Origin of the sequence: Rivularia sp. PCC 7116, assembly GCF_000316665.1 — a bacterium.
Taxonomy (GTDB): Bacteria; Cyanobacteriota; Cyanobacteriia; order Cyanobacteriales; family Nostocaceae; genus Rivularia.
In genome coordinates this window covers 1,364,986-1,388,681 of sequence record NC_019678.1, presented here as the reverse complement: position 1 = coordinate 1,388,681, position 23,696 = coordinate 1,364,986, and the positions used below count along the sequence as shown (strand labels likewise).

At 35.7% G+C, this 23,696-nt stretch carries 18 protein-coding genes; 13 read left to right on the top strand and 5 right to left on the bottom strand.

Translation table 11 applies throughout. From position 1 onward, the window contains the following. Positions 1-147 precede the first annotated feature (147 nt). Positions 148-1,518, bottom strand: coding sequence for a pentapeptide repeat-containing protein (locus RIV7116_RS05280; RefSeq protein ID WP_015117238.1), 1,371 nt, complete (start codon positions 1,516-1,518; stop codon positions 148-150). A gap of 802 nt (positions 1,519-2,320) precedes the next feature. Here RIV7116_RS05280 and RIV7116_RS36320 point away from each other — a divergent pair. Next, on the top strand, positions 2,321-2,482 hold the full coding sequence (locus tag RIV7116_RS36320) for a hypothetical protein (protein ID WP_015117237.1): 162 nt from the start codon (positions 2,321-2,323) through the stop codon (positions 2,480-2,482). A gap of 24 nt (positions 2,483-2,506) precedes the next feature. Here RIV7116_RS36320 and RIV7116_RS05275 read toward each other — a convergent pair whose 3' ends face one another. The 3 genes from RIV7116_RS05275 to RIV7116_RS33660 all read right to left on the bottom strand — a co-directional run bounded on the left by RIV7116_RS05275 (position 2,507) and on the right by RIV7116_RS33660 (position 8,009). After that, positions 2,507-3,706, bottom strand: a complete 1,200-nt coding sequence (locus RIV7116_RS05275; protein ID WP_015117236.1) for a sensor histidine kinase — start codon at positions 3,704-3,706, stop codon at positions 2,507-2,509. Positions 3,707-4,301: 595 nt separating this feature from the next. Further along, positions 4,302-5,972: a DUF1565 domain-containing protein gene (locus RIV7116_RS05270; RefSeq protein WP_015117235.1), complete on the bottom strand. Its 1,671-nt coding sequence runs from the start codon at positions 5,970-5,972 to the stop codon at positions 4,302-4,304. 348 nt (positions 5,973-6,320) lie between these two features. Next, positions 6,321-8,009, bottom strand: coding sequence for an ATP-binding protein (locus RIV7116_RS33660; RefSeq protein ID WP_015117234.1), 1,689 nt, complete (start codon positions 8,007-8,009; stop codon positions 6,321-6,323). Between the two features lie 418 nt (positions 8,010-8,427). Between RIV7116_RS33660 and RIV7116_RS35705 the strand changes: the two genes are divergently transcribed. The 4 genes from RIV7116_RS35705 to RIV7116_RS05250 all read left to right on the top strand — a co-directional run bounded on the left by RIV7116_RS35705 (position 8,428) and on the right by RIV7116_RS05250 (position 11,745). Next, a complete protein-coding gene (locus RIV7116_RS35705) occupies positions 8,428-8,565 on the top strand; it encodes a hypothetical protein (protein WP_157229253.1) in 138 nt (45 codons plus the stop codon). A 96-nt stretch (positions 8,566-8,661) separates the two neighbouring features. Next, positions 8,662-8,874, top strand: a complete 213-nt coding sequence (locus RIV7116_RS05260; RefSeq protein WP_015117233.1) for a DUF2839 domain-containing protein — start codon at positions 8,662-8,664, stop codon at positions 8,872-8,874. 977 nt (positions 8,875-9,851) lie between these two features. Further along, positions 9,852-10,199, top strand: coding sequence for a DUF1815 family protein (locus RIV7116_RS05255; RefSeq protein WP_015117232.1), 348 nt, complete (start codon positions 9,852-9,854; stop codon positions 10,197-10,199). 1,048 nt (positions 10,200-11,247) lie between these two features. Further along, positions 11,248-11,745 carry a thioesterase family protein gene (locus tag RIV7116_RS05250; protein ID WP_015117231.1) on the top strand — a complete coding sequence of 166 codons (498 nt, stop codon included), beginning with the start codon at positions 11,248-11,250 and terminating at the stop codon, positions 11,743-11,745. Positions 11,746-11,845: 100 nt separating this feature from the next. On the opposite strand, the gene RIV7116_RS05245 is transcribed toward RIV7116_RS05250, so the two are convergent. Further along, positions 11,846-13,042 (bottom strand): 1-deoxy-D-xylulose-5-phosphate reductoisomerase, encoded by a 1,197-nt coding sequence (locus RIV7116_RS05245; RefSeq protein WP_015117230.1) that lies wholly within the window; start codon positions 13,040-13,042, stop codon positions 11,846-11,848. A 385-nt stretch (positions 13,043-13,427) separates the two neighbouring features. Between RIV7116_RS05245 and RIV7116_RS05240 the strand changes: the two genes are divergently transcribed. From RIV7116_RS05240 to RIV7116_RS05205, 8 genes are all read left to right on the top strand, one after another. Next, positions 13,428-14,720, top strand: coding sequence for a mannosyltransferase family protein (locus RIV7116_RS05240; protein WP_015117229.1), 1,293 nt, complete (start codon positions 13,428-13,430; stop codon positions 14,718-14,720). A gap of 102 nt (positions 14,721-14,822) precedes the next feature. Beyond that, positions 14,823-16,202, top strand: coding sequence for a DUF2079 domain-containing protein (locus RIV7116_RS05235; protein WP_015117228.1), 1,380 nt, complete (start codon positions 14,823-14,825; stop codon positions 16,200-16,202). After that, complete coding sequence (locus RIV7116_RS05230) at positions 16,202-17,797, top strand: glycosyltransferase family 39 protein (RefSeq protein ID WP_015117227.1); 1,596 nt, start codon at positions 16,202-16,204, stop codon at positions 17,795-17,797. The genes RIV7116_RS05235 and RIV7116_RS05230 overlap by 1 nt, the downstream gene beginning before the upstream one ends. Positions 17,798-17,811: 14 nt before the next feature. Further along, positions 17,812-18,552: a bifunctional 2-polyprenyl-6-hydroxyphenol methylase/3-demethylubiquinol 3-O-methyltransferase UbiG gene (locus tag RIV7116_RS05225; protein ID WP_015117226.1), complete on the top strand. Its 741-nt coding sequence runs from the start codon at positions 17,812-17,814 to the stop codon at positions 18,550-18,552. Positions 18,553-18,593: 41 nt separating this feature from the next. Next, positions 18,594-19,553, top strand: coding sequence for a glycosyltransferase family 2 protein (locus RIV7116_RS05220; RefSeq protein WP_015117225.1), 960 nt, complete (start codon positions 18,594-18,596; stop codon positions 19,551-19,553). Positions 19,554-19,721: 168 nt separating this feature from the next. Further along, positions 19,722-20,090, top strand: coding sequence for an EamA family transporter (locus RIV7116_RS05215; protein ID WP_015117224.1), 369 nt, complete (start codon positions 19,722-19,724; stop codon positions 20,088-20,090). A gap of 227 nt (positions 20,091-20,317) precedes the next feature. Next, entirely contained in the window at positions 20,318-21,589 is a 1,272-nt protein-coding gene (locus RIV7116_RS05210) for a mannosyltransferase family protein (RefSeq protein ID WP_015117223.1), read from the top strand. A 1,000-nt stretch (positions 21,590-22,589) separates the two neighbouring features. Next, positions 22,590-23,504, top strand: a complete 915-nt coding sequence (locus RIV7116_RS05205) for a polysaccharide deacetylase family protein (RefSeq protein ID WP_015117222.1) — start codon at positions 22,590-22,592, stop codon at positions 23,502-23,504. The last annotated feature ends 192 nt before the right edge of the window (positions 23,505-23,696 follow it).

Genomic DNA, 23,696 nt, shown 5'->3' with positions numbered 1-23,696 from the left:
CACGCTAATTAGCTCTTTAACTCAATTTATTGATTAAATTTTCCAATTATGGCTACAGCTATACATATTAGAACTGATTTATAAAGTCAAGGTTAAGACTTCCTGTTACCAATTACCAATTACCAATTACCCATTACCCATTAACCATTAACTAAAATTTGAAACTTTCAATAGAGGATTCATCGATTGATTAAATTCATCATCCTTGAAAGTTGCTTCCCAATTTGCCGGTAGACGATGGGGATTTGGGTCTTCTGGAGTTGGCACCCGTAAAAATATATAATCGCAATTGATGGGATGTAGGAGAGTTTGTGGAGTTATGCTCCAATCTTCTATATAGGCTCCCGTGAGATTAGCGTTTCTTAAATCCGCTTTGTCTAATTGCGATCGCACAAGTTTTGCTCTAGATAAATCGGCATTTCGCAAATTGGTTTGATTTAAATTTGCTCCAACAAAACTGGCATCTTTGAGGTTTGCCCCTTGTAAATTGATTCCCCGCAAGTTCCAACCATCAAATATTTTATTTTGTAAATTTTTATTGACAACTAGCTCGCGCATTTGGGCATTTTCTAAATAAGTTGTATTTACTGCTGCTAAATGAACCTCTTTGATTTCAAACCAGTTAGTGCGTTTGATTTTGGCTTTGGTAAAATTAGCGCTCTTGAGTTTGGCTTGGGTAAAGTCAGCATCTGTTAAATCAGCATTGCGAAAACTAGTACCGTATCTAGTGGTTAAAGAAATAGCGATTTTACGAACGAAATTCTGCTTTTTATCTTCAGAAATAGCGGTAATGCCAATAAAAGCAGACAGGATTACTAGCACTAGCGAAACAATACCGGCAACTACTCCCGCAACTGGATTTACCATCATCGCATACACCGATACAGCACCGGCGACTACTCCGGCTATCATCACTGCTATCATTACCGCAAAAACTCCCGCGATGGCTCCGGTAATAGCTGCTGAAATTGTTACGCATACCGCTCCCACCGCAGTCACGATGACGGCTACAGTTCCCATAGTGACAACTGCGACTATCGGTGCAATTTGCGTTGCCTCTGAAGTTGTTGCTAATCCGCTCCAGAAGACGGCTACAAAGCCAGCCCATGAGACTGCTGCGACTATGGCTAAGGCAATAGTTACCGCCAAGAATACGCAAGCAGATAATACTCCTTTGCCGATGCTTAGCAAAAAGTATATTAAGAGAATAATTAAACAAGAAGCGCCGACATAAACATTGGAGCGCGCACTATCAACTAAAATAAATCCTACTAAAGAACCACCAATAGCCGACATCAAACCCGATACCGCACAGAGCAGTAGCGACAAGAAAATTAGAATAATTGCCCAACGGCGTTGCAAACCTGATTTCGTATGGCTGAAATTTGCATCTCTGAGAATAGCATTAGTGAAGTCGGTACCGCGAATGTCAGAATTGGAAAAATCTACACCAGTCAAATCTTGCCCTTTAAATGATTTTCCTCTAAGTTTTGCACGACGGTATTCTTGAGCCATCATCAATTACACGTCTAATTAGGACGTATTTTTAACTAAATTATGAATTATATACCCGCTCTCGTCTGAAGTCTAAATTTCAAGCTTTTGATAAACCTGAATTTTTATACTTCACCAAGAGACGAACTTATTTAAGTTATTCGCTTAGAATCCTACCACAGCAATTTATTAGTAATCTTAATTTGCATGTAACAGGAAGTTAGATTGCTCGCAGAAATACTTGTGTAGCAGGGGTTAAGCTGATATTAAAAATCTGTATTAAGATGCTCGCTGCAATAGGTATCTTTGGAATAATCCCGATTTTTGAGATAAATGATGTAATTGCTCGGGCATTGAAATGCGAATAGTTAATAATTTTAATTTATACAACGAGAAAATATAAATCATTCAAGTGCGGATATTTCCCGCTTGCTGTATATAACTAGATACGTAACAACTTAACCTCGAACAATCAGGATTTGTTACCTGGTTATACTCAAATCTAAAATAATTATCTGACTTCCTCAAGTTTCACAGCTATAAAATATATTCAGTATTGAATTTTAAATTAAATTAAAAATAAATTTATAGACAAATTAAAATTCAGTGATTTTATATACTAAATAATCTTTTTTCCAGTCTACTAATTTATTCAACTACCTTAGAGAAGATTAAAATAATTTTATTATTATTAATTCTTAGTAATTAACTATATCTATAGATAGAGTATTTTAGCTAGTCTATCTTTTTATGATTAACAGCAGATAAGAATAGTGTTTTATCATGCTTATCAATCTCCTAAATCTAGCAGAGCTAAATTCAAATAATGCAATATAGAACAACCGCAGGATGGTCATTAATTACTTCAGGATTAACTACGCTTTTACTCAAAGTTCTTCCTGGTAATTCTTTATGGTGGGGAATTTCTTTTTTAGTGATTGGAGTTATTATCCTTTTTATCAGGAAAAGCGATTTAGCTGAATCTTAATGTTTATTGAATAAGCGATTGTATTTAAGAGGAAAGTGTGATTTTTTTAGGAAAAATAACTGTAAAACTAGAACCTTTTTCTAATTCAGAAATTAATTCTATATTTCCATTAAGTAATTTGACTAGCTTTTCAACAATCGCTAATCCTAAACCAGTGCTATCAGGAGAATAACCACCATCTGAGGCAACTCTAAAGTAAGATTCAAAAATTTGAGCTTGAGCTTCCGGGCTTATACCAACCCCTGTATCGGCAACTCTAATTGACCATTGGTCATCATTCTTAACTTCGCAAGTAATTGTAATGCTTCCTTCTGTAGTGTAACGGATAGCATTGCTTACCAGATTAGTAATAATTTGCTGTAATCTTAAGGGGTCACTCAACACTTGTTTGGGAGCGCGATCGCATTTCAATATCACTTGCAAATTTTTTTGACGAGCAGCAGGTTCTAAGGCTTCTACAACCGTTTGGATTTGCGATCGCACGTTAATCCATTCCAGACTAAGAGGTACTTTTCCTGCTTCAATGCGAGACATTTCTAAGGTGTTGTTAATTAAACGTAATAGCTGCCGACTATTTCCAATCACCTTTTCGAGAAACTGTAAATTCAAAGATTTATCTTGTCCGCTCGAAATTCCTCGCTGCTGTTTTAATAGCAATGATGAAAAACCCATTATGGAGTTTAAAGGAGATTTGAATTCGTGGGCAAGATGAGACAGACTCTCCTTTTGCATTGCTACTAAGCGGGTTAATTCTTGATTGTTTAGTATTAGTTGTGACTGTAAATCCTGTAATTCCTGTAACCGTACTTCAATATAACTTTCTAAAGATAAAGAAATAACTTGGTCTATTACTGAGTCAATTGTCTCAACCGTTTGCAAAATTTCATCACTAGAGCATGAAAGCAAATCTGGTTTGAGAACAGCAAAAATTATCTTCCGGAATAAACCGTATTCTAGCAAGAATTCATTAATATCATAACCTTGCTCGGCTCTGAGAATCCCGTGTGCTATACCTTTTTCTTCTATAATCTGCGTTCGATTATTTAAAGGTTGAGAAAGTAGAGTCGCAAGACCTCTTACAACAATAGGGAGATTATCGCGTACCGATTTATAAGTTAGGTTTTTTGAGCTTTCTATGTCTTCGTGTTTGCGAATCGCAGCAATCCAGTTGTCAATTATAATATCGTTCTTAGCCAGTAATATTTTTCCAAGGTCTTTACTCACAAGAAATCACAAGGGAACGTAATTATAAAAATACAATAATATTTCTTGCAGCAAGATGTCAAAAATAATGTTATTAATCGTCAGAGCAAGCCCTAAATAGTAAATAGTTTATTTATGCCCTAGCAGTTAATAAGCGGTCACTATTCAACTTATAAGTCTTTACATAAAATTTTACATAAATAAGTATTAACTGGAAGCAGCAATGCAAATTCTGACTATATTTCAATAAAAATAATCGGATTGCGATAATATTATCAGACTGAAAACATTTAAAAAATACTAGCAAAAATGAATTTCCGTACAAGCTAAAGCATCTCACCGCCAGAAAGTAGCAAAATTCATTTAAGATAACGTTTGAATTGGAAAAAGATGGTTTTGAAGGCAGTTATTGGATTATCTTGACTACCTACCTTAAAAATCAGAGTTTTTGGAAATTATTGAGCTATATCTATCGCTGCCAAAAGATTTTGTTAGATGAGTAAATCTTGTAACCTACACCCATCTTTAAACAGGTGTAGGTACATAAAAATAGCAATAAGTAATTGTTTTTTCGGATTACTTATTTCTTAGAAACAGACATATTGCATACAATACATTACTGCGAAACTCTTACTATGTAAGGCGAAGGAATTGCTTCAGCTTGCCCTGCATTAACCAAGGCTTGATAAACAAAAGCAGCAACCTCTGCTCTAGTTGCTTCACGTGTAGGATTTAATTGTGCAGCAGTAGGATAGTTAACTACAAGTTGTCTGGCAGTGGCTGCTGCAACCGATGGTTGTGCCCAATTAGGAATTTGCCCAGCATCGCTGTAAACTGAAAGAATATTGGGATTATTTGTAGTTAAGCCCAAACCGTTAGCCAAAGAAACTAAAACCTGTACTCTAGGAATTTCTAATTGTGGTCTGAAAGTATTATTAGGATATCCAGCTAGGAAAGGACTTTTGGTTGCTGTTTGAATGGCATTGTAAGCCCAAAAATTTGTGCTGACATCGCGGAAATTAGTTGCTTGCTTTTGAGCTTGAGGAGCAAAAGCTTTGCTGATGATAGCAGCGAATTGAGCGCGGGTAACTGGTTCGTTAGGCTTAAAAGTTCCATCAGGGAAGCCAGCAATTACACCTTTAGAAGCTAAAACTTCGATATAGCTTTTTGCCCAATAATTTGGTGCGACATCACTAAAAGCAGTTGCACCCCCTGGTAAAGGTTCGACTGTTGCCGCAACAAATTCAACTTGTCCTTGAATTTTACTTTCGTCGATATCGTTACCAATTGCTAGAAGTTGAGATTTAGTAGCATTATGTACGTCGTAGCGTTCGTTGCTACGAATTAAATTACCACCCGCTTCTTCAGAGGTACCTAAATTTGGTTGAGCCTGAGAAATTGCAACTATACCATCACGGGTATTGTTTTGAATAACGTTTTTACGCAATATAGGCTGTGCTGAATTAGAGATAAAAAGCCCGTCTACATTTTGCAAAATTTGGTTTTCAACTATTAAAGGTGTGGATTTCCCACCAATAGCTAAACCAAATCCAGTATCTTGAAATAAGTTACCGCGAATCTCTCCCTTAGCAGATTTAGCGACAGAAACGCCATTACCGGAATTTTGAATAAAGATATTACCGGCAATCATGGGATTACCAGTACCAGTAACAAAAACCCCTTCTCGTTTGTTGTTCGTAAAAGTACTATTTATAATCTTGGGATTTGTTGATTCTACCCATACTCCCGTACCGCGAGAAGCTGGATTCGTCACCGTAACACCAGAGACTACAGAGTTTTTGCCAGCAAGAATAGTAATATTTTGACCTGCAAATGTACGGCTTGTGTATCTACCGCTACCTGTAATTAATGTTGCTTGTCCTTTTCCAGCTTCATCCCCACGTAAAGTTATTCCTTCTTTAACTCTAAGTGGAAATTTTTCTCCCGTTTCTTTGCTGTAGGTACCGGGTGCAAGCTGAACAACAGTGCCTGGTTGGGCTTGTTTGAGAGCGAAGTTGATGGTTTTAAATGCAGCAGCTTCAGTGGTACCAGCACCAAAAGCATCTGTACCAGTTTGAGGATTTACGTAAATTATGCTGCTAGCAACGGGAGTTTGTGCTAATTGAATTCGAGCGCTACTGTACTTGTTAATGTTCGCTTTTGACTCTTGGGTTTGTAGCAACATCGAACTGCTAGTAACTACCAGTAAAGTCGCAATCGAGAAAGGTAATTTAAATTTAGTAGAGAAATTATTTCCAAAAGAAATGGGAAAGCCCTTATATTTCATCTTTAATTTACGCGTATGATGTAGGTGCCGAGGAGGTTAGCCGAGTGGCTTTAAACCCATGCAAAACTATACCTGATGAACAGCATATAATCAGCATAGTTCCAATACTCACTGAAATTATTTTTCTCGGTATCGGATTAAAATTTTAAGTAAAAATACTTTTCAATACTTTTGCAACTAGTATTGTTTAGGTTTTGGTTTTTATCAAGCTTTTATTTGTTACTTAATATTAAGATAATCAATATAAATTACATCAAAGGGAATTAAGCTTTGTTTACTTTTTGGTTAAAAGCTTAAGGATAATAGTTATCAGAATAATTTAATCGCATAAGTTGCTTTTATTTCAATTTAACAAGGCAGTTTGACATAAAAATTTGTACCTTTGCCGACAACTGAATCAAACCAGATTTCCCCGCCATGTAGCTCTACGCATTTTTTGACAATCGCTAATCCTAAACCAGTTCCCCTAATTGTGCCTGCATTACTACCTCGCTGAAAACTTTCAAATAGCTTTTGATTGTCTTGTTTGTGAATGCCAATTCCTTTATCTGATACCTGGAATAAAACAACACCATCGCTGTAGGCTAAATTTAAATTGACTTCTCCACCGTTTGGAGAATATTTAATTGCATTAGAGAGTAAGTTTGTCAGAATTTGACGTAGTATATTTGAGTCTAAATTCGCTTCTAAACAAGAGCATTCGTGGATAAAATTAATAGTACAATCGGTATCTAGAACCAATTTATACTCTTCTACTAATTGCTCTATAAATGATATCAAATCTAACGAACTACGATGCACTTCCAGCTTTCCTGATTTAGCTTTATTGACGAGCAACATATTATCTACTAAATGCATCATGTATTTGCCAGAAGTTTCAATATGTTGCAAGCAGCGCATTTGACGCTTACTATCTAGGTTGCCATGATATTTTTTGAGTAATTGCACACCCAAAATAATATTTGTTAAAGGCGTTCTATATTCGTGAGATACTGTATTTACAACGTTTGATTTTAGAAGATTAATTTCTTTCTCTTTTTCTAATGCTTTACGAACATCTAAATCAAGTTGCCCGACAACGCTAATATTATGAATTGTCACCAACCATTGATTATGCTCTTGTTTAGGTTCAATTAATTGAACGACTATTTCTAAAATGCTATCGGGACAATACTGAAGAATAAGCTTGTGAATTTTATTTTCTTCAGTGCTATGAATCAAATCTTCTATACTGTTTCCAGCAATTTCATTTAATCTATTATTACTACCTACTTGTGCAATTATCTTTAAATAATTTTTAGCATTGTGATTAGCTAAAATAATATGGTATTTACTATCAAGCAATAATATTCCTTGGTTTATATTACTAATTATTTTTTCTAAAGTCTTCGGTTCGTAATCTTTTTTTAAAAGAGACTTATAAAACTTTTCACAATTAAAACTGTCATTAGGTTGCTTATTAAATGTATAATATACCAAATTATTATTACTATTTGAACCCAGGCAGCTTATTGATTTTTGTTGATATTCGCCTTGCAATAACTGAAGTTCTTGCTGAATATTCTGTATTTTTTCTTTGATAAAATCAATTTTTTCACCATTACATTTGATAATTTCACCCGTATCTTGATGATTTACTAAACTTTGCAATTCATCAAGGGTTATTTCTTTACCTATACCGCAAATAATTTCATCTTCATTTTTATTAATTCTCCAAGAAATCCAGCGAAAGCTTCCATCATGGTGAAGATAGCGCGCTTTCAACTCTATAACTTGATTTTTAATCAATTCAGACAAAGCCTGGGAAATTGCTTCTCTATCTTCTGGGTGAACAATTGTTAGCATCGGTTTCGATATCAACTCGGATTCATTCCACCCCAACAAACTTTTCCAGCGATCGCCATTCAACTGTTGATAGCAACCATCTTCTGTAACCATGCACCACAAATCAGAAATCAATTGCAAAAATTGTTGTAATGGCTTTTCTTCTTGCTTTATATCCGTAGCTTTTAGATCTAAAGATTTTGAGTTTTTCATCAAACGCTTCCTAGCTAGCCTAAATGATGCAAAGTTGACTAATATATTTAAGGAATATTACTTAAATACTCTCGGCTTGGAAAATTAATCTAAAGAGTTAGATGATAATTTATATTTATTATTTTAAACAATAAATGTAAATAATTATTAATAATTGTGAATATAATTGAATTGACTTCTAAAGCAACGCGGTAAAACGCTTGAAAAGCTAGCAACTTAAATAGCAATAATAATTTAGTCTTCTTAATCTAACTAAACATTTATTTATAAAACCTGTAGTTCAATATGGTTTTATAAGAAAAATGCTGTTTGCGCTAACCTAATGTGTCCGTAGCGGAGAGACTTAGGACTAAATTCTCATCTCTTAAGCTTAGGAATGAAAGCTAATCTTAGGTTTTAACCTGCCACCGCCTATGTTATGATTTATTTCACAGGCAGGCAACGAAATAAGTCTGGTACGAGTAGGGGAGGGCATTCCCGAATTAATGCTCGGGGAGTTGCAAGCTCGACTTTGACTGAGGAAACTTTGTTAAAGCAAGTTGCGGCGATGAACTGAGAATCCCTGTTTTTTAAGCATGGGGAATGTCAAAAGGTCTTCGATCTGCGATAGGAAGTATTTCTACACGATCTACTATTATCTTTAATCTCAGCTATGGGCGAAGCAAAGCGGCGTAAAGCTTCACTAGGAAATGATTACGGTCAATCCCCTCGTATTTTACCTTGGGTTCCGATAACTAAAAAGCAAGCAGAACAGTTTGTTAATTGGACTACTCGGGGTGCCTGGATTGGCATATATCTCATGATTGCCCTTTGGGTAACAGTTCGTTTTATCGGTCCGGCTTTTGGCTGGTGGGAAGTAATCTAAACCTTTTAGAACAGAGTTATCATTGTCAAACTGATGAAAATCGTATTGCAAATATCGGCAATACGATTTTTTAATGTCTATACTTTTTATAAAAAGATAGTGATTGCTAATCTAACTATTTAGTTATCTAATGCATGGCGATCGCTTGCTTGTGTCCATCGGTATTATTTCTCGATCAACCTTTCGTAAGCTACCTATATACATGTTGTTTTTTTGGTTAAATCGTAACTAAATATACATTTTTATAAAGATTTAAATATGATTTTGCCGAATTGGCACCGTAGACTTAGATTATTTGGTTATCCTTAAGTTTTAATTGCAACCTAATTCTCAATTGAATGTAAAACTCAAATCGGTTATAGCAAATAAATTACACTATTATCAACGAGAACCGGAGACTCTTGTTGTTCAAGGCTAAATCTATTCGGTTTTTCTTACGTACAAGTTATAGACTACAGCAAACTATTGAAGAGGTTTAGCTATAGAACTTTAAAGACTTTATTAACTTAAGTTTTTCCTTAAAGAGAAACTTAAATCAACCTACTAAAGTCAAAGCAGAAAGATTTTGTTGATTATTGGTAACAAAAAATGAAGCAAAAAGTCAATTGAACAATAAATCTCTGTATTTCTAGCAGCTAAAAGTCGATAACCATATTATTTGCGTATTTTTTGTGGTTGACTTCTAGCAAATATGAGTTAATGTGATAGCGGATTTATATTGTCAGTATCTATCCGGGTCTCGACAATATAGATTAATAAGTCAAATTTAACAAATCGTGTCGGAAATTTTTAGATCGTAAAGTGAATATTATGATACGGCACGAATCGTCGGACTAAACTACCATTTCCAAGGTAGTCATTTTTCGGTTTTATCGTTTGTGGATATTTGTAATGATTAGTTTACAATACCATTTGATGAGAAAATCTAAAAAAAATATAAAAGAGATTAAAATGATTGTGGTGTTTGGAGGATAAAAGTGTTTCTAAGATTAGCGCAACAACACCGGCAGTTCGTTCAAGACTTAGTAATGAACTTACAAGCCTTAGCCATTGTTCTAGAGAGACGTGGGTATCCCGCGTCTTGCTATACCTGCGGCGACCAAATGAATAGTGCTTCGTTTATGGTTAGTTTGGGTGAAAATCATTTGATTAGATTTCTAGTATCCGATTACGGTATAACTTGGACTGAAATGCGTGACGATCGCGAACTAATGAAGTTGGAAGGCGCTGAAGCAGTTAACCAGCTACAGGAACTTGCGAATATAGTTAAGCATCCACCAATTGAAGCTTGTACTAATGCTAAAGCTCTCGCAAAGCGATGTTAAGCAAGCCCAAATCAAGGTAGCTTACATCTTCGGTAGTGCTGTCATTGACTTGCTCTCTTCCCAAAGGAACTCAGTAATGTTTCAAGTTCATAGTTAATGAGACGAACTATTAATTAGACATTACTCTAAATCCTTGTAGGGCATTAGGTAATCTAAATAATCGTGCTGCTTAGACAAGAAGGCTGCTAAATCTTTATCTGCCTTTCCATCAAAACATGGGAAATTTTTCTGGAGTCTAAGGAGACATCGCACGGATGTACTGAAATATATTGGTTGGCGACTTTGTAACATCTGCCGATCGCATCATTTTTTTGAGCAAAGTAAACTTTAAGCTTTTGATGTAGGTAATGTAATTGAGGCTACCAATGAAAATTACCAAAACATAAAACATGTAAATCAGTGCTTGTCTATAGCCGTAATAAAAGTAACTTGTTTATCAATTGCATGTAGTACAATACATAGTTTACTTCTAGCTATGTAAATAGTTTCCTAGTTTGGTCTGCAATTCTTAAAACCGTCAGATTGCTAAGCCCAAGTAGCGTTCGCAAACCTCTCACCTTAACAGCTAACAGCGCATTACTAGCAGTATAGTGCCGCATGTTTTTATCCGAATAATTACATAAAATGCCTGTCATATAAAGAAAGCCGTGTTCAAGATGGCTGGGCTGTGTAACTGAATTTACCCAAAAACATTGTATTCTAAAATACTATTTAAATCAAATGCCTTCAAGGCAATATTTTGATTTTTATGTTTCGTTCGCCTTAAGCAAAATTGCGTAAGACTTGTATCGATAATATTTGAGCGCGAAAGCATCAAACATGTTAAGACATATTTCAGTTTCAGACTTTGCGAAAAGCTTGAAGCGAGAAAACTCACCATGCTTTAATTTTAATTCTGTAACAAACAGTAAATAAATCCGGTATATTACAGTAATTGCCAAATGCTGCGGTCTTAAAAAAAGCAGTCATAAGCTAGACTCAATATTGTTCAAAATTATTTAAAGCAAACTTTATTAGTTTACACGCGCATCTGCGAAGAAAGTTTAAGATGTCCGAAGAAAAATCACAGCAACCGCAACTACTACCGACTGGCGTTATAGATAATCAATATTTACACGCATCTGAAAGTTGGTTCAAATATCCTGTGAGGGTTCAACCTCATCATACTGACTATGCTGGTGTTGTTTGGCATGGTAACTATATTGCTTGGATGGAAGAAGCTAGAATAGAATGCTTGCGCTCTATTGGGATTGAATACACCGATTTAGTGACTTTAGGCTGTGAGTTACCCGTGGTAGAAATGTCAATACGCTATCATCAGATGCTTCAGTTAGGATCTGCTGCTGTAGTCAAAACTCGCATGGAAGAAGTTACAGGGGTTCGTATCAATTGGGATTATGCTATTCAATCAGCTGATGGGCAAGATTTATACGTCAGTGCTAAGGTTACTTTAGTCGCAATGGATAGAGAAAAAGGTAAAATCATGCGGCAGTTACCTCCGAGAGTTAAAGAGGTTTTTGCAAGACTTACTGCATCGAAAAAGTAAAGAATTGGCAATTGGGCATGGGGCATGGGGCATTGGGCATGGGAAGTTAGAAAATTCGGATTGTTCCTTCATCCCCTTGTCTCCCATTCTCCCCATCTCCTTACCGCATCGAAACTACTTTCGGTGCATTTTGCAAATTATTGGCAGCCTTTATAACTTCTTTTCTTGCCCATTTATCGGCTGTTAAAATGTCATCTAAATTGGGATTTGAATTATTTTGCGCTCCATGGCGATCGCAGACTGTTTCTATGCAGCGAGGAATATCTAAAAAGTGGATTTTTTCTTCTAAAAATAAGGCTACAGCTTGCTCGTTGGCTGCGTTTAAAACTGCTGGCATAGAGCCACCGGCTTTTCCGACGGCATAAGCGAGTTTCATACAAGGATACTTTTGATGATTGGGTTCTCGGAATGTTAATGAGCCTGCTTTGACTAAATCCAATCGTTCCCAATCGGTACAAATACGCTCTGGATAAGATAAAGCATACAGCAGAGGTAGCCGCATATCAGCCCAACCCAACTGAGCTAAAACTGAAGTGTCTTGCAATTCAATTAATGAATGAATGATGCTTTGGGGATGAATAACAATTTCAATATCGTCATAATCTAATCCAAACAGGAAGTGCGCTTCAATTACTTCCAAACCTTTATTCATTAAAGTTGCCGAATCTACTGTAATTTTACGTCCCATTGACCAATTAGGATGTTTAAGAGCATCGGCTACTGTGACATCAGCTAATTTTGCTACATCCCAATCGCGGAAAGCGCCACCAGAGGCTGTAAGTATAATCTTGCGTAAACCGCCTTCAGGAATACCTTGCAGACATTGAAAAATTGCCGAATGTTCTGAATCTGCGGGTAGCAGTTTTACTTGATGCTTTTCGATTAGAGGTAAAACTACTGGTGCCCCAGCAATTAAAGTTTCTTTATTAGCTAAAGCAATATCTTTTCCTGCTTTGATGGCAGCAATAGTAGGCAATAATCCAGCACAACCAACAATACCTGTAACTACAGTTTCAGCTTCTGCATAACGAGCAACTTCTATAACTCCATCTTCTCCCGCTAGTAAAGTTGGTTGAGGCTGTACGTCTTTTATTGCCTCTTTAAGTTGCGATAATTTAGTTTCATCAGAAATTGCGACTATACTCGGTTGAAACTGCCGAATCTGAGATGCTAACAATTCTACGTTGCGCCCTGCGGCTAACCCGACAATCTTAAACTGTTCCGGACATTGAGCAACAATATCTAAAGTTTGAGTTCCTATAGAACCAGTAGAACCAATAAGAGTAATAGCTTTCACAATTTTTATTAATCATTAACAGACAACCCTACTATAGATTGTCTGGTGCTAGAAAAGTAGGCATAAAAAGTTAGGAGTTAATAGTTAGGAGTTTTAATAATTGATTTTTAATTAGAATCTTCAGTTTTTCAAGCAACAATTTCTTTAGATATGGAATAAGCTGATGTGCAGCCGTCACTATAGGACAGTAAAATGTCTTCTGGACTACTATATCTGAGCATTGATAATACATTAGCACTATAAAGAAATAGTTAAACTACAAAGGCTTTTATAATCTCTGAAAATTGTGGTAATTTATCCTCATCTCAAATTAGCCAGCGATGGGATTGGTTCGTAAAAGTATCAATAAAACAATAGAATATAGTCGCATTTTATACTGTAATTTATGACGAAAGTTGAGTTACTAAAAAAGAAGAAGAAAGATTCAAACATAAACGAATTATTATTTCCTGCTGTAATGTGGTTCGGCAGTCGCTTGTTGATTTGGGTTGTGATGTTAGGGATTGCGCCTTTATTACAAGCACCAGATGGAGGCATTGCAGCTACATTTGGGTTGGAAGTATTTAACGCTTGGGATAGCGTACAGTATCAAAATATAGTTAGCGAAGGATATGAGTTTATTAATGATGGGAAAATGCATAATGTGGCATTTTTTCCTCTGTTTCCGTTGACTATTAAACTTTTAATCAATCTAGGCTTTTCTTTTGAAATTGCGGGATTATTAGTCAATAATTTGGCGTTTTTAGGGGCTATTTACTGCGTATATTTTTGGGTAAAGTCATTTAGTAGCGAGAATGAAGCGCGATGGGCTACTGCTGTATTAGCTTGGTGTCCTCCATCAATGTTTGCAGGGGTGATTTATACAGAAGGTTTATATTTATTTTTAAGTGCTGCTGCGATGCAGGCTTTTGACAGAAGTCGATATGGCTTGACTGCTCTTTTCGGTGCCTTAGCAACCGCAACTAGACCTACAGGTTTAGCATTAATACCGGCTTTGATAATTGCATGTTGGAAACAACGCAAACCAACCATTGCTTATATTTCCAGTTTAGCTACGGCAACGGGAGTACTTCTATTTAGTGTTTATTGTGCTGTTACATTCAACGAGCCATTAGCTTTTATTGAAGCCCAGAAAGGATGGCGTGAATCTTTGGGGTTTGATTGGCAAAGCTGGTGGAAAATGTTGATGCAAATAAGCATCGGTACTGAAAATTGGAAGCACGGAGGAATAAAAGATCCGGTAGTGCCGTTATTATTTGCTTTAATTGTCGTTCTTGGTTATTTACTATGGCGCTTCCGTAAAAACATAAGTAGGAAGTTCGGTGAAGCAAAAGTTGACTATGGTTTTGCGGCTTTAATTTTAATTTGGTGGCTGGTAGCTGGCGACCCTTTAATTAATACTGTATCAGTTGTTGGCAGTGCTTATTTAATATGGAAATTACGTAATGAATTAAGTCCCGTAGCTGCAACCTACGGATTATGCGGTTTAGCATTGGTTCTAGCTTCCGGAGGTACTTGGTCGCTAAGTCGCATAGTTTACGGTATTGTTTCAGTTAGCATCGCCTTCGGCATTTTCTTATCCCGTCATCCACGTTGGGGATATTTGACTATGGGTTTCTTTGCGATTTTACTCACAACTTTTTCTATCAGATTTGCTCAAGAATTGTGGGTAGGGTAAGGGAGATAGGGAGTTAGGAGTTAGGAGTTTAGGAGTTAGGAACTAAATCTATTTAACCTTTAACCTTTAACCTTTAACCTTTAACCTTTTTGATAAATTCTGGTGAAAACAAAAATTATTAATCTGAGTGCTGTTGCAGCAATATTGCTGTTTTTATGTAGCAGTTTGCGACACTCACTGTTTCAGTCGGGTGCTTTTGATTTAGGTATTTATGACCAAGTTGTTTACCTAATGAGTCAAGGAAAACCGCCTATTCCTTCAACTTTGGGTTTTCATCACATGGGTAATCATGCAGCTTGGGCTGTTTATCCCCTAGCTTTGCTCTACAAAATTTATCCAAGTGCCTATTGGCTGTTAGGAGTCCAAGCTGTTTCTTTAGCCTCGGGTGCCATTCCTGCTTATTATCTGAGCAAACAAGCCGGACTTAAAGAAAATCAAGCCTTTACTATGTCGGCAGTTTATTTGCTGTACCCGCTGATTTTTAACGTTAATTTGTTTGAATTTCACCCGGAAGTGATGGCTATTCCGGTATTTTTGGGAGTCGTTTTAGCAGCGCGGCTGAATAAGATTCTTTGCTTTTGTGCGGGAACTATTTTTATATTAGGCTGCAAAGCGGTGTTATCTCTAACGGTAGCCGCGATGGGTTTATGGCTGTTGATTTTTGAAAAACGGCGCGTATGTGGTGTATTTGGCTTAATTGCTGGGTGTGCGTGGTTTTTGATTGCGACTCAAGTTATTATCCCCAACTTTAGTAATGAAGAAGCAGCAGCTGTCGAGCGTTATAGCTATCTGGGTGATTCAGTTTTAGATATTATCGCGAATTTGTTTTTAAGACCGGGATTGATATTAGGTAAAGTATTTTCTTTAAAGACTTTAGAATATTTAGCCTTAGTAATCGCACCAGTAATTTGGGGTTTAAGACCAAAATATCTTGCGCCTTTAATAAGTGTTGTTCCGACATTAGCCATAAATATTCTTTCCGAGAAAACGACGCAACGGGATTTAATTCACCAATATTCTTTACCTATCTTGCCGTTTTTAATTTTGGCTGTAATTTCGAGTTTAGCTGCGAACAAATCTTGGCTGCGAAATCCCAAAAATATTTTGATATGGGCATTAGTGGCATTTTTAGCATTGGGGAAATATGGCTTTTTTTGGTCTCGCTATTTTAGAAGTATCGATACTTGGCAAGCAACGCGTCAAGCTATAGCCAAAATTGAAACCAAAGAAGCTGTTTTAACTACCCATAGCATTGTTCCTCACTTAACTCATCGTTCAAATATTGAATTTGTAGATGATTTGAGTGACGGAGTTCCAGATTTCAATCAATTTAAATATATTCTGCTAAATGTACGTCATCCTGATGGTACTCGCAATCCAGAATTTGCCGCTAATTTAGTCAATAAACTGAAAGACAATCAATTCTTTGAATTAGTACAAGAACGGGATGAGGTTTATTTATTTGTCAAAAAAACTAATTAATGATCGTTCATGATTTATTGAATTATTCGTTTGCCTCTATTTTTTGCTTTTTTGCTTTTATTTACCAAATGTTCAAAACTAAAAACTTTTTTTTAACCCTCTTCAGCATCATTCTTTTTGCTACATTTATTGTTGCGATTAGATTTGAACCAATTACTAAAAGCTTTGAATTAGACTACGATGAAGGACTCAATTTAATCAAAGCATTGCTTTATTCGCGGGGGTTTGCTTTTTATAGCCAAATATGGAACGACCAACCACCTCTTTTCACTGTGATTTTGTCATCTTGGTTGAATTTATTCGGACAGTCTGTATTCGCAGCACGCCTGTTAACCCTACTTTTTTCATCATTATTGATATGGTGCTTTTATCAATTAATACGTCAAGAATTAGGTAACATACCTGCTTTATTAGCTACAGTTTTACTATTCACGTCTTGGCTTTATATCCGTCTTAGTATTTCCGTAATGATAGGTCTTCCATCATTATCTCTGGCAATGCTTTCTATTTATCTGATATCACTATATAAACAAAATCATCTTAAAGGGTATCTAATTTTTTCCGGTATTGCTTTTGCATTATCGTTACAAACGAAAGCGTTTACCGTATTTTTGACCCCCTTAATAATGATGTATCTATGGAATTTTGAAATTAATTTATCTCAAAATAATAAACATCAAAATATACAAAATTTATTTTATTCTCTATTGCAGTGGATGGGTATTCTCTGCTTTACTTATATCACAATTGCATTAATATTTGGACAGTTTTTCCATCAAGAGCAATTAGTTCAAACTCACTTAAATCAACCTATTAAGACGGAGATACAAAATTACAATAATTTATATTATTTAAATTATATGACTGCTCAAGACCGTGACTATATATTTTTAGCAGTTGTCGGCATATTAACAATTATATATAACAAAAACAAAAATGGATTATTGCCCATTACCTGGCTTGCTACTTCTCTCTTAATTTTATTGTTTCATAAACCAATTTGGTACCATCACTATCATTTAATTTCTATTCCTATATGTTGGCTAGCCGCTTATGCCATTGCATCATTGCTTGATTTCTTATCTCAAAATTGGCACGGTAATCTTAGATCATTTTTTAAATCAATCAATTTCTTCAAACTGATAATTATTAGTTTAATTAGTATCATTTTCGTATCTTTAATATTTGCAACACCTCCGATTACAAAAGGAGGTCCACCAAAGGATTTGCAACTTTTAGAATTAGTAATAAAATACAAAGGTTCTACAAACTGGGTATTTACAGACCGTCCTATTTATGCATTTTATGCTAATTTACCCGTTCCCCCAGAAATGGCGGTTGTATCATCAAAAAGAATTAATTCTGGAAAATTGACTCATCAAGAAATGCTGGCAATTCTAAAGAAATATCGTCCCGAACAAATCCTACTTGCGAGAATGGATTTTCACATACTAAACGACCCAGATATTAGGAATTATGTCAATAAATATTATACAAAAACATACAGTAACAAAAAAGAGTTAAAAGAACACGAACACTATATATTATCTAGTTTAATTAGTCAGAATAAGGTAAATTTGAGCCAAGGTAAATAAAAAAATTTGCGCTGATGGAAAAAGATTTTTACCTACAGTATGCATCTGTAGAAGATAAACATTGGTGGTTTGTAGCACGCCGTCAGATTATACAGCAAGTAATTTGTGGATTGAGTTTACCGAAAAATGCTCAAATTTTAGAAGCGGGTTGCGGTACCGGCGGTAACTTACAAATGCTATCTAGTTACGGTGTCGTTTCGGCAATGGAATTAGATGAAGTTGCTTGTCAGCTAGCAAATCAACGGCAAATAACTCAGGTGAAACGAGGTCATTTACCAGATAAAATTCCTTTCAATTCGTCTTATGACTTAATTTTGATACTAGATGTCATAGAACATCTTGATGATGATTTATCGGCGCTCGAAGCTTTGTACTATAAACTCAAACCTGGAGGTTATTTGTTAGTTACGGTACCAGCCTACCAGTTTCTATGGAGCGAGCATGATGAAATTAACCATCACAAACGCCGATATAGATTAAAAAATTTAATAAATTTAGTAAAAAAAGCAAAATATCAGGTAAGTTACAGTAGTTACTTTAATACTTTTCTATTTCCCCTAATTGCAATAGTACGGAGTTTAGCAAAGCTGTTACCAAAACAAAACAAACATCAGACTAGCAGCGATTTAGTTGTACCATCAAAATCAGTAAACAAATTTTTAAAGTGGTTATTTGCCAGCGAACGCTATTTAATTGATAAATTGTCTCTACCTTTTGGCGTATCTATTTTGTTATTAGCAAGAAAACCAAGCTAATAAATGCTAACTGATAATTGGTCATTAAAAATTGACTCCAAATGACTCAACCAATAGTGTCGATAATTATCCCAATTTATAACGAACAGGAAAACATTTCCGAACTTTACCGTCGTTTGGAAGCCGTTATCAAACAGCTAGATGGTGAGACAGAATTAATCTTTGTTGATGATGGTAGCCGGGATAATTCTTTAAATTTAATACGTGAAATTTATAATCGTGATTATCGCGTTAATTACATCAGTTTAGCTCGTAACTTTGGTCATCAAATAGCTGTAACCGCTGGCTTAAATCATGTGAGCGGTAAAGTTATAGTCGTAATGGATGCCGATTTACAAGACCCGCCAGAACTAATTTTACCAATGGTAGATAAATGGCGACAAGGCTATCAAGTTGTTTACGCTCAACGTCTTTCTCGTAAGAAAGAAAGCATTCTAAAACGATTTACCGCCTATGCTTTTTATCGTATTTTAAGAAGTTTGGCTGATGTAAATATACCTCCCGACACGGGTGATTTCTGCCTCATGGATAGGGAGGTTGCTGATATTCTCAATGCTATGCCAGAACGCAATCGTTACATACGCGGTTTGCGCGCTTGGGTGGGTTTTCGGCAAACAGCGATACCATTTGAAAGAGACCCGCGTTTTGCTGGTAAAGTAAAGTATTCTTTTGCTAAGTCTTGGGCTTTAGCTATTAATGGAATTATTTCTTTTTCAAGAGTTCCTTTGAAACTTGCTACTTATTTAGGAATGCTTTCAGCAGCGGCTGCCTTATTAATGATATTGTTGGTTTTATATTGGCGTTTATTTGACCCCGCTTCTCCTTTAATTGGCTACACTTTAATTACAATTGCACTGTTTTTCTTAGGGTCGGTACAATTATTTTGTATTGGTATTTTAGGCGAATATATTGGTCGTATTTACGAAGAAGTAAAAGGTCGTCCTATTTATACCGTAAAGGAAATGCGGGGGGTTATAAATAGGGAAAGAGTTAGCAGTTAACAGTTAGCAGTGAACAGTGAACAGTGAACAGTGATTAAATTTTATGCATAAGAAGCTTATCTGATGGTTTTATCTTTTTCCTTTATTCCTTGTTTCCTTAAAATCACGATAATTAAAACAATACCTGTAAATCAATCTAAAATCTAACATTTAAAATCCACAAGTTATATGTCTTGGCAAGAATTTTGTTTGCTGCTTTTGTCAGTTTCTGCAAGCGTAACGGGACAGTTATTTTTGAAAATAGGTGCGGGGAAATTAGGGAGAGTTGATGCAGCAAATGCCTTAAAGCAAATTTTGGGTATTATCACAACCCCGGAATTATTAATAGGTTTAGCTTGTTATGGTATCGGTGCTGTTGTTTATATTCTTTTGCTGACTAGAGTTAATTTAAGTGTTGCTGGACCATCTGCTTCTCTAGTTTACGTTTTTTCTGTATTAATAGGCTATTTTATTTTTAAAGAATCTATCCCTTTGATGCGTCTTGCTGGTTTAAGTTTGATTGTTTGTGGAGTTATATTAGTAGTTTGGCAAAAGTAAATTTGAAAAATATTTCTTGTTTATTTTTTATTTTAGATTCCTAATTTAGCAGGTATGATTATTTCAATTTAATTAATAAAATAGCAGCGAAAGCGTTTTGCTGCCTGAATATATAGCAAGCAAGCTTCCAAAACTGATATTAATCATAATTTATAATTTGCACTCTCAACATAATTATGATTACTTATTTATAAAGCATAAATAAGGCATGAATAAGTTTTCTTTCAATGACTCAATCTAAAAATATTTTAAATAATGTCCTAAATAATGGCTTAGTTTTTGCTACAGCAATGTGGCTTTTGAGCCGAATAGTAATAATTGTTGCAATGTTGTTAATTGCACCTCTACTTCCAGTGGCTGAAAATGCCCAAGCTCCTATTTATGGATGGGATGTTTTCTACGCATGGGATAGCATTTGGTATCATCGAATTGTAGCTGTTGGCTACGAATTTATTAATGATGGGAAACAATATTCTGTAGCTTTTTTTCCATTATTGCCTTTATTGACTCGTGTAATTATGCACTCTGGCTTGCCTTTTCAGGTAGCAGCCACCTTAATAAATAATGTCGCATTTTTAGGTGCATTAATTATCTTTTATTCTTGGGTAAATGAAAGCCACGGTAAAAATGTAGCGCGCTGGAGTACTGCTGTTTTAGCATGGTGTCCTTATTCTCTTTATGGAACCGTAATTTATACCGAAGGATTGTTTTTATTATTTAGCATCGCTGCTTTGCGAGCTTTCGACAAAAAACAGCATTTGTCAGCAGCGGTTTGGGGAATTTTATCTACAGCAACCAGAATTACTGGAGTTATGTTGATTCCAGCTTTTTTATATGTTGCTTGGAAACAAGGCAGAAGTTTGAAAGCCTATGTCGCTGGCTTAGCTGTCGGTAGCGGTGCTTTTCTTTTTAGCCTGTATTGTCTGATTAAATTTGGTGATGCTTTAGCATTTGTCCACGTGCAAAAAGGTTGGCGAGAATCCACCGGATTTGCTCGTGAAGGTTGGTGGAATATGTTGATGCAAATTGCCCAAAGTTCTCCAGTCTTATTTGGAGTAATTATTGTTAGCGGTTTTTTATTATGGCGCTTTCGTCAAAAGTTAGTTGACATTAAGCTGCGTAGTTTATTTTATTTTTTGTGGCTATTGTTATGGTTGGGTATAGGCGAACCTTTGTGGTTAACCCAAAGAAATCCATTTGGGAAAATTCCCTTAGTCAAGATGGTTATTGTCTTCGGCGGACTTTCTTTATTGTGGCGATCGCGAGCTAAAATTCCTTTGGTTGCTGTGGGTTATGGCTTCTTTTCATACGCTTTAATTCTAAATACCGGACTTACAGCTTCTGTGGAGCGCTATGCTTATGGAATTGTCTCCCTATCTTTTGCATTGGGGCTTTGTCTTAATCGCTATCGTGCTTGGGGCTATGCCATTACAGGATTTTTCGCGGTTTTGTTAGCAAGTTTAGCCGTGCAATTTGCTCACAATCAATGGGTGGCTTAAAAAGTTTATTCTATTAACATCTTGCAGCAACCTCCCCAAACCCGGTTTCTTGGTGATTTCATAACCAGATTAATGCTTTGACTACAAGAAACAGGGTTTGTTTGTTTATTCAGTGAGTTATTTTTGTATTGAATTGAACCTGCTTAACTTATTTACAATCATTTCGCTAATTTAAATAATAAATTTGATACACGATTGAAAGCTATATATTTAGCAATAACCATACTACAGAAAACTAGCTTTTATTCTTCTAGGAAATAAAATTAGATATGTATTTTGTATTACAAGAACAAGAACTTGAAAATGCTTAAATAAATTTATATTTTCATGCGAATCTAGAAAAAATCTTGTTATACATTAGTAACTTCAGTGTTTATACTGTCTGCATCTATTTACGCATTTGTCATTATTAGTATGTTATTGCTTTAACTTTTTTCCATTTAAAATAAATGTACAAATTTTTTTTTACAAATAAAAAACTCAGTAGATATTTAATTAGTTTCAAGCTTCAACAGACAGTATTCACGTATTTTAGTTAGTAGTATAAATAATAGAAGCTTTAAATGTAAATCGCTTTGCGAATATCTAGATTTGACTAATCGCTATCTTCCGACTAGGTGAAACCAAACTATCCCGAGTCGCGTCTTGTGGAAATGGTGAGCTTATGAAGTAAGTATTGCCAGGAAAAATTTTTAACCTTTTTTTAAATGGACAAATTATTCTTAAAAGGTAAAATAAACCTGGGTAATAGTTAAACTTATACTTAATGTGTAGTGTATCTGCTTATTGCTAGCTGTAAAAATATTTCGTTAATCAAATCTACCATTTAGAGTCAAGTTAGTCTGCATCCATCCGCCTCCAAAGGCGAACTTCTGTTAACCCGTGTTTAATTTTTCAGGATTACCAGAGATTAAACGGGTAACAATGAAATAGAGAAATTGTGTTATAACTTACCGTCATATCCGTGAATGGCGGTTTGGTCGTGAAGGAGCCGTGTCTGGTGGAAAATAAGAAGTCGTTAGCTTTACCTCAAGGAATATTAATCGCCCTTACCGCCTTATGTGGTAGTTTCGCGCTCGGATTTATGCTGCCAATCAATCGCGATGCTAGTAATGCAACTAGCAGGCAGCAAGTAAAAAGTGAAAATATCAAAGCCACATCTGTCTCGCTATCTCGTATAAAAGATTTTCAAGGTGCAATGCTTGCTACTTGGGAACGAGAAGCGATATCTAAAGGTGTCTTCCATACCGTGCCAAAAAGCTTTCGTGGTGTAACGATAAAAGAAGCCAAGCTTGCTGCAAATGATAAATTGATAGCTTTAACCTTTGATGATGGACCTTGGCCGAGTTATACTGCCCAGATATTAGATATATTGAAAAAAAATAATATCAAAGCTACATTTTTTGTTGTCGGACAAGTACTACAAAACTATCCCGATCTAGGCAAGCGAATAGTAACCGAAGGTCATATTATCGGCAATCACACTTGGAATCATTGGTACCATTTTTTCAACAAACAAGCCGCAGCAGTAGAAATTGACCGTACCGCAGACCTAATTTATAAAACCACAGGTACTAAAACTACTCTATTTCGTCCGCCTGGTGGAATGTTGCATAATGGTTTGGCTGCTTATGCAAAAAGTAAAGATTATACCGTGGTCATGTGGTCGGCTGATTCCATTGATTATGCTCTTCCTTCCCCTCCCACTCTTGTAAGTAGAGTTGTTAGACAAGCTACTCCTGGTGGTATTGTACTGTTGCATGATGGTGGTGGTCCCCGTAAAAATACTGTTGCTGCTTTACCAGCAATGATAAGTAAGTTGAGAAAGAAAGGTTATCGTTTTGTGACGATTCCAGAATTACTAGAGCATCAAGAAAAGCAGAAAAAGACTGTTACAGCGCAAAATACTAAATAGTTATTTGTTGTTAGTATTTAGTGCTTAGTTTTTAACAGCGCTTAACTAAATAATCCCTATTAATTGATTTTCTAGATATTCAGCAAAAAATCGGGTATAGAGCCAAGTAACGCAAGATGTGCATACTTTAAAACTACTTATGGCTAATAAATAAAAGGGTACGGCAATATTCGCCGTACCCTTATTAATAAA

Bases quoted from the DNA above. Each gene is read 5' to 3' on its own strand.
- RIV7116_RS05280 (WP_015117238.1), bottom strand. From the start codon at position 1,518: ATGATGGCTCAAGAATACCGTCGTGCAAAACTTAGAGGAAAATCATTT.
- RIV7116_RS36320 (WP_015117237.1), top strand. From the start codon at position 2,321: ATGCAATATAGAACAACCGCAGGATGGTCATTAATTACTTCAGGATTA.
- RIV7116_RS05270 (WP_015117235.1), bottom strand. From the start codon at position 5,972: ATGAAATATAAGGGCTTTCCCATTTCTTTTGGAAATAATTTCTCTACT.
- RIV7116_RS33660 (WP_015117234.1), bottom strand. From the start codon at position 8,009: ATGAAAAACTCAAAATCTTTAGATCTAAAAGCTACGGATATAAAGCAA.
- RIV7116_RS35705 (WP_157229253.1), top strand. From the start codon at position 8,428: ATGATTTATTTCACAGGCAGGCAACGAAATAAGTCTGGTACGAGTAGG.
- RIV7116_RS05260 (WP_015117233.1), top strand. From the start codon at position 8,662: ATGGGCGAAGCAAAGCGGCGTAAAGCTTCACTAGGAAATGATTACGGT.
- RIV7116_RS05250 (WP_015117231.1), top strand. From the start codon at position 11,248: ATGTCCGAAGAAAAATCACAGCAACCGCAACTACTACCGACTGGCGTT.
- RIV7116_RS05240 (WP_015117229.1), top strand. From the start codon at position 13,428: ATGACGAAAGTTGAGTTACTAAAAAAGAAGAAGAAAGATTCAAACATA.
- RIV7116_RS05230 (WP_015117227.1), top strand. From the start codon at position 16,202: ATGATCGTTCATGATTTATTGAATTATTCGTTTGCCTCTATTTTTTGC.
- RIV7116_RS05225 (WP_015117226.1), top strand. From the start codon at position 17,812: ATGGAAAAAGATTTTTACCTACAGTATGCATCTGTAGAAGATAAACAT.
- RIV7116_RS05220 (WP_015117225.1), top strand. From the start codon at position 18,594: ATGACTCAACCAATAGTGTCGATAATTATCCCAATTTATAACGAACAG.
- RIV7116_RS05215 (WP_015117224.1), top strand. From the start codon at position 19,722: ATGTCTTGGCAAGAATTTTGTTTGCTGCTTTTGTCAGTTTCTGCAAGC.
- RIV7116_RS05210 (WP_015117223.1), top strand. From the start codon at position 20,318: ATGACTCAATCTAAAAATATTTTAAATAATGTCCTAAATAATGGCTTA.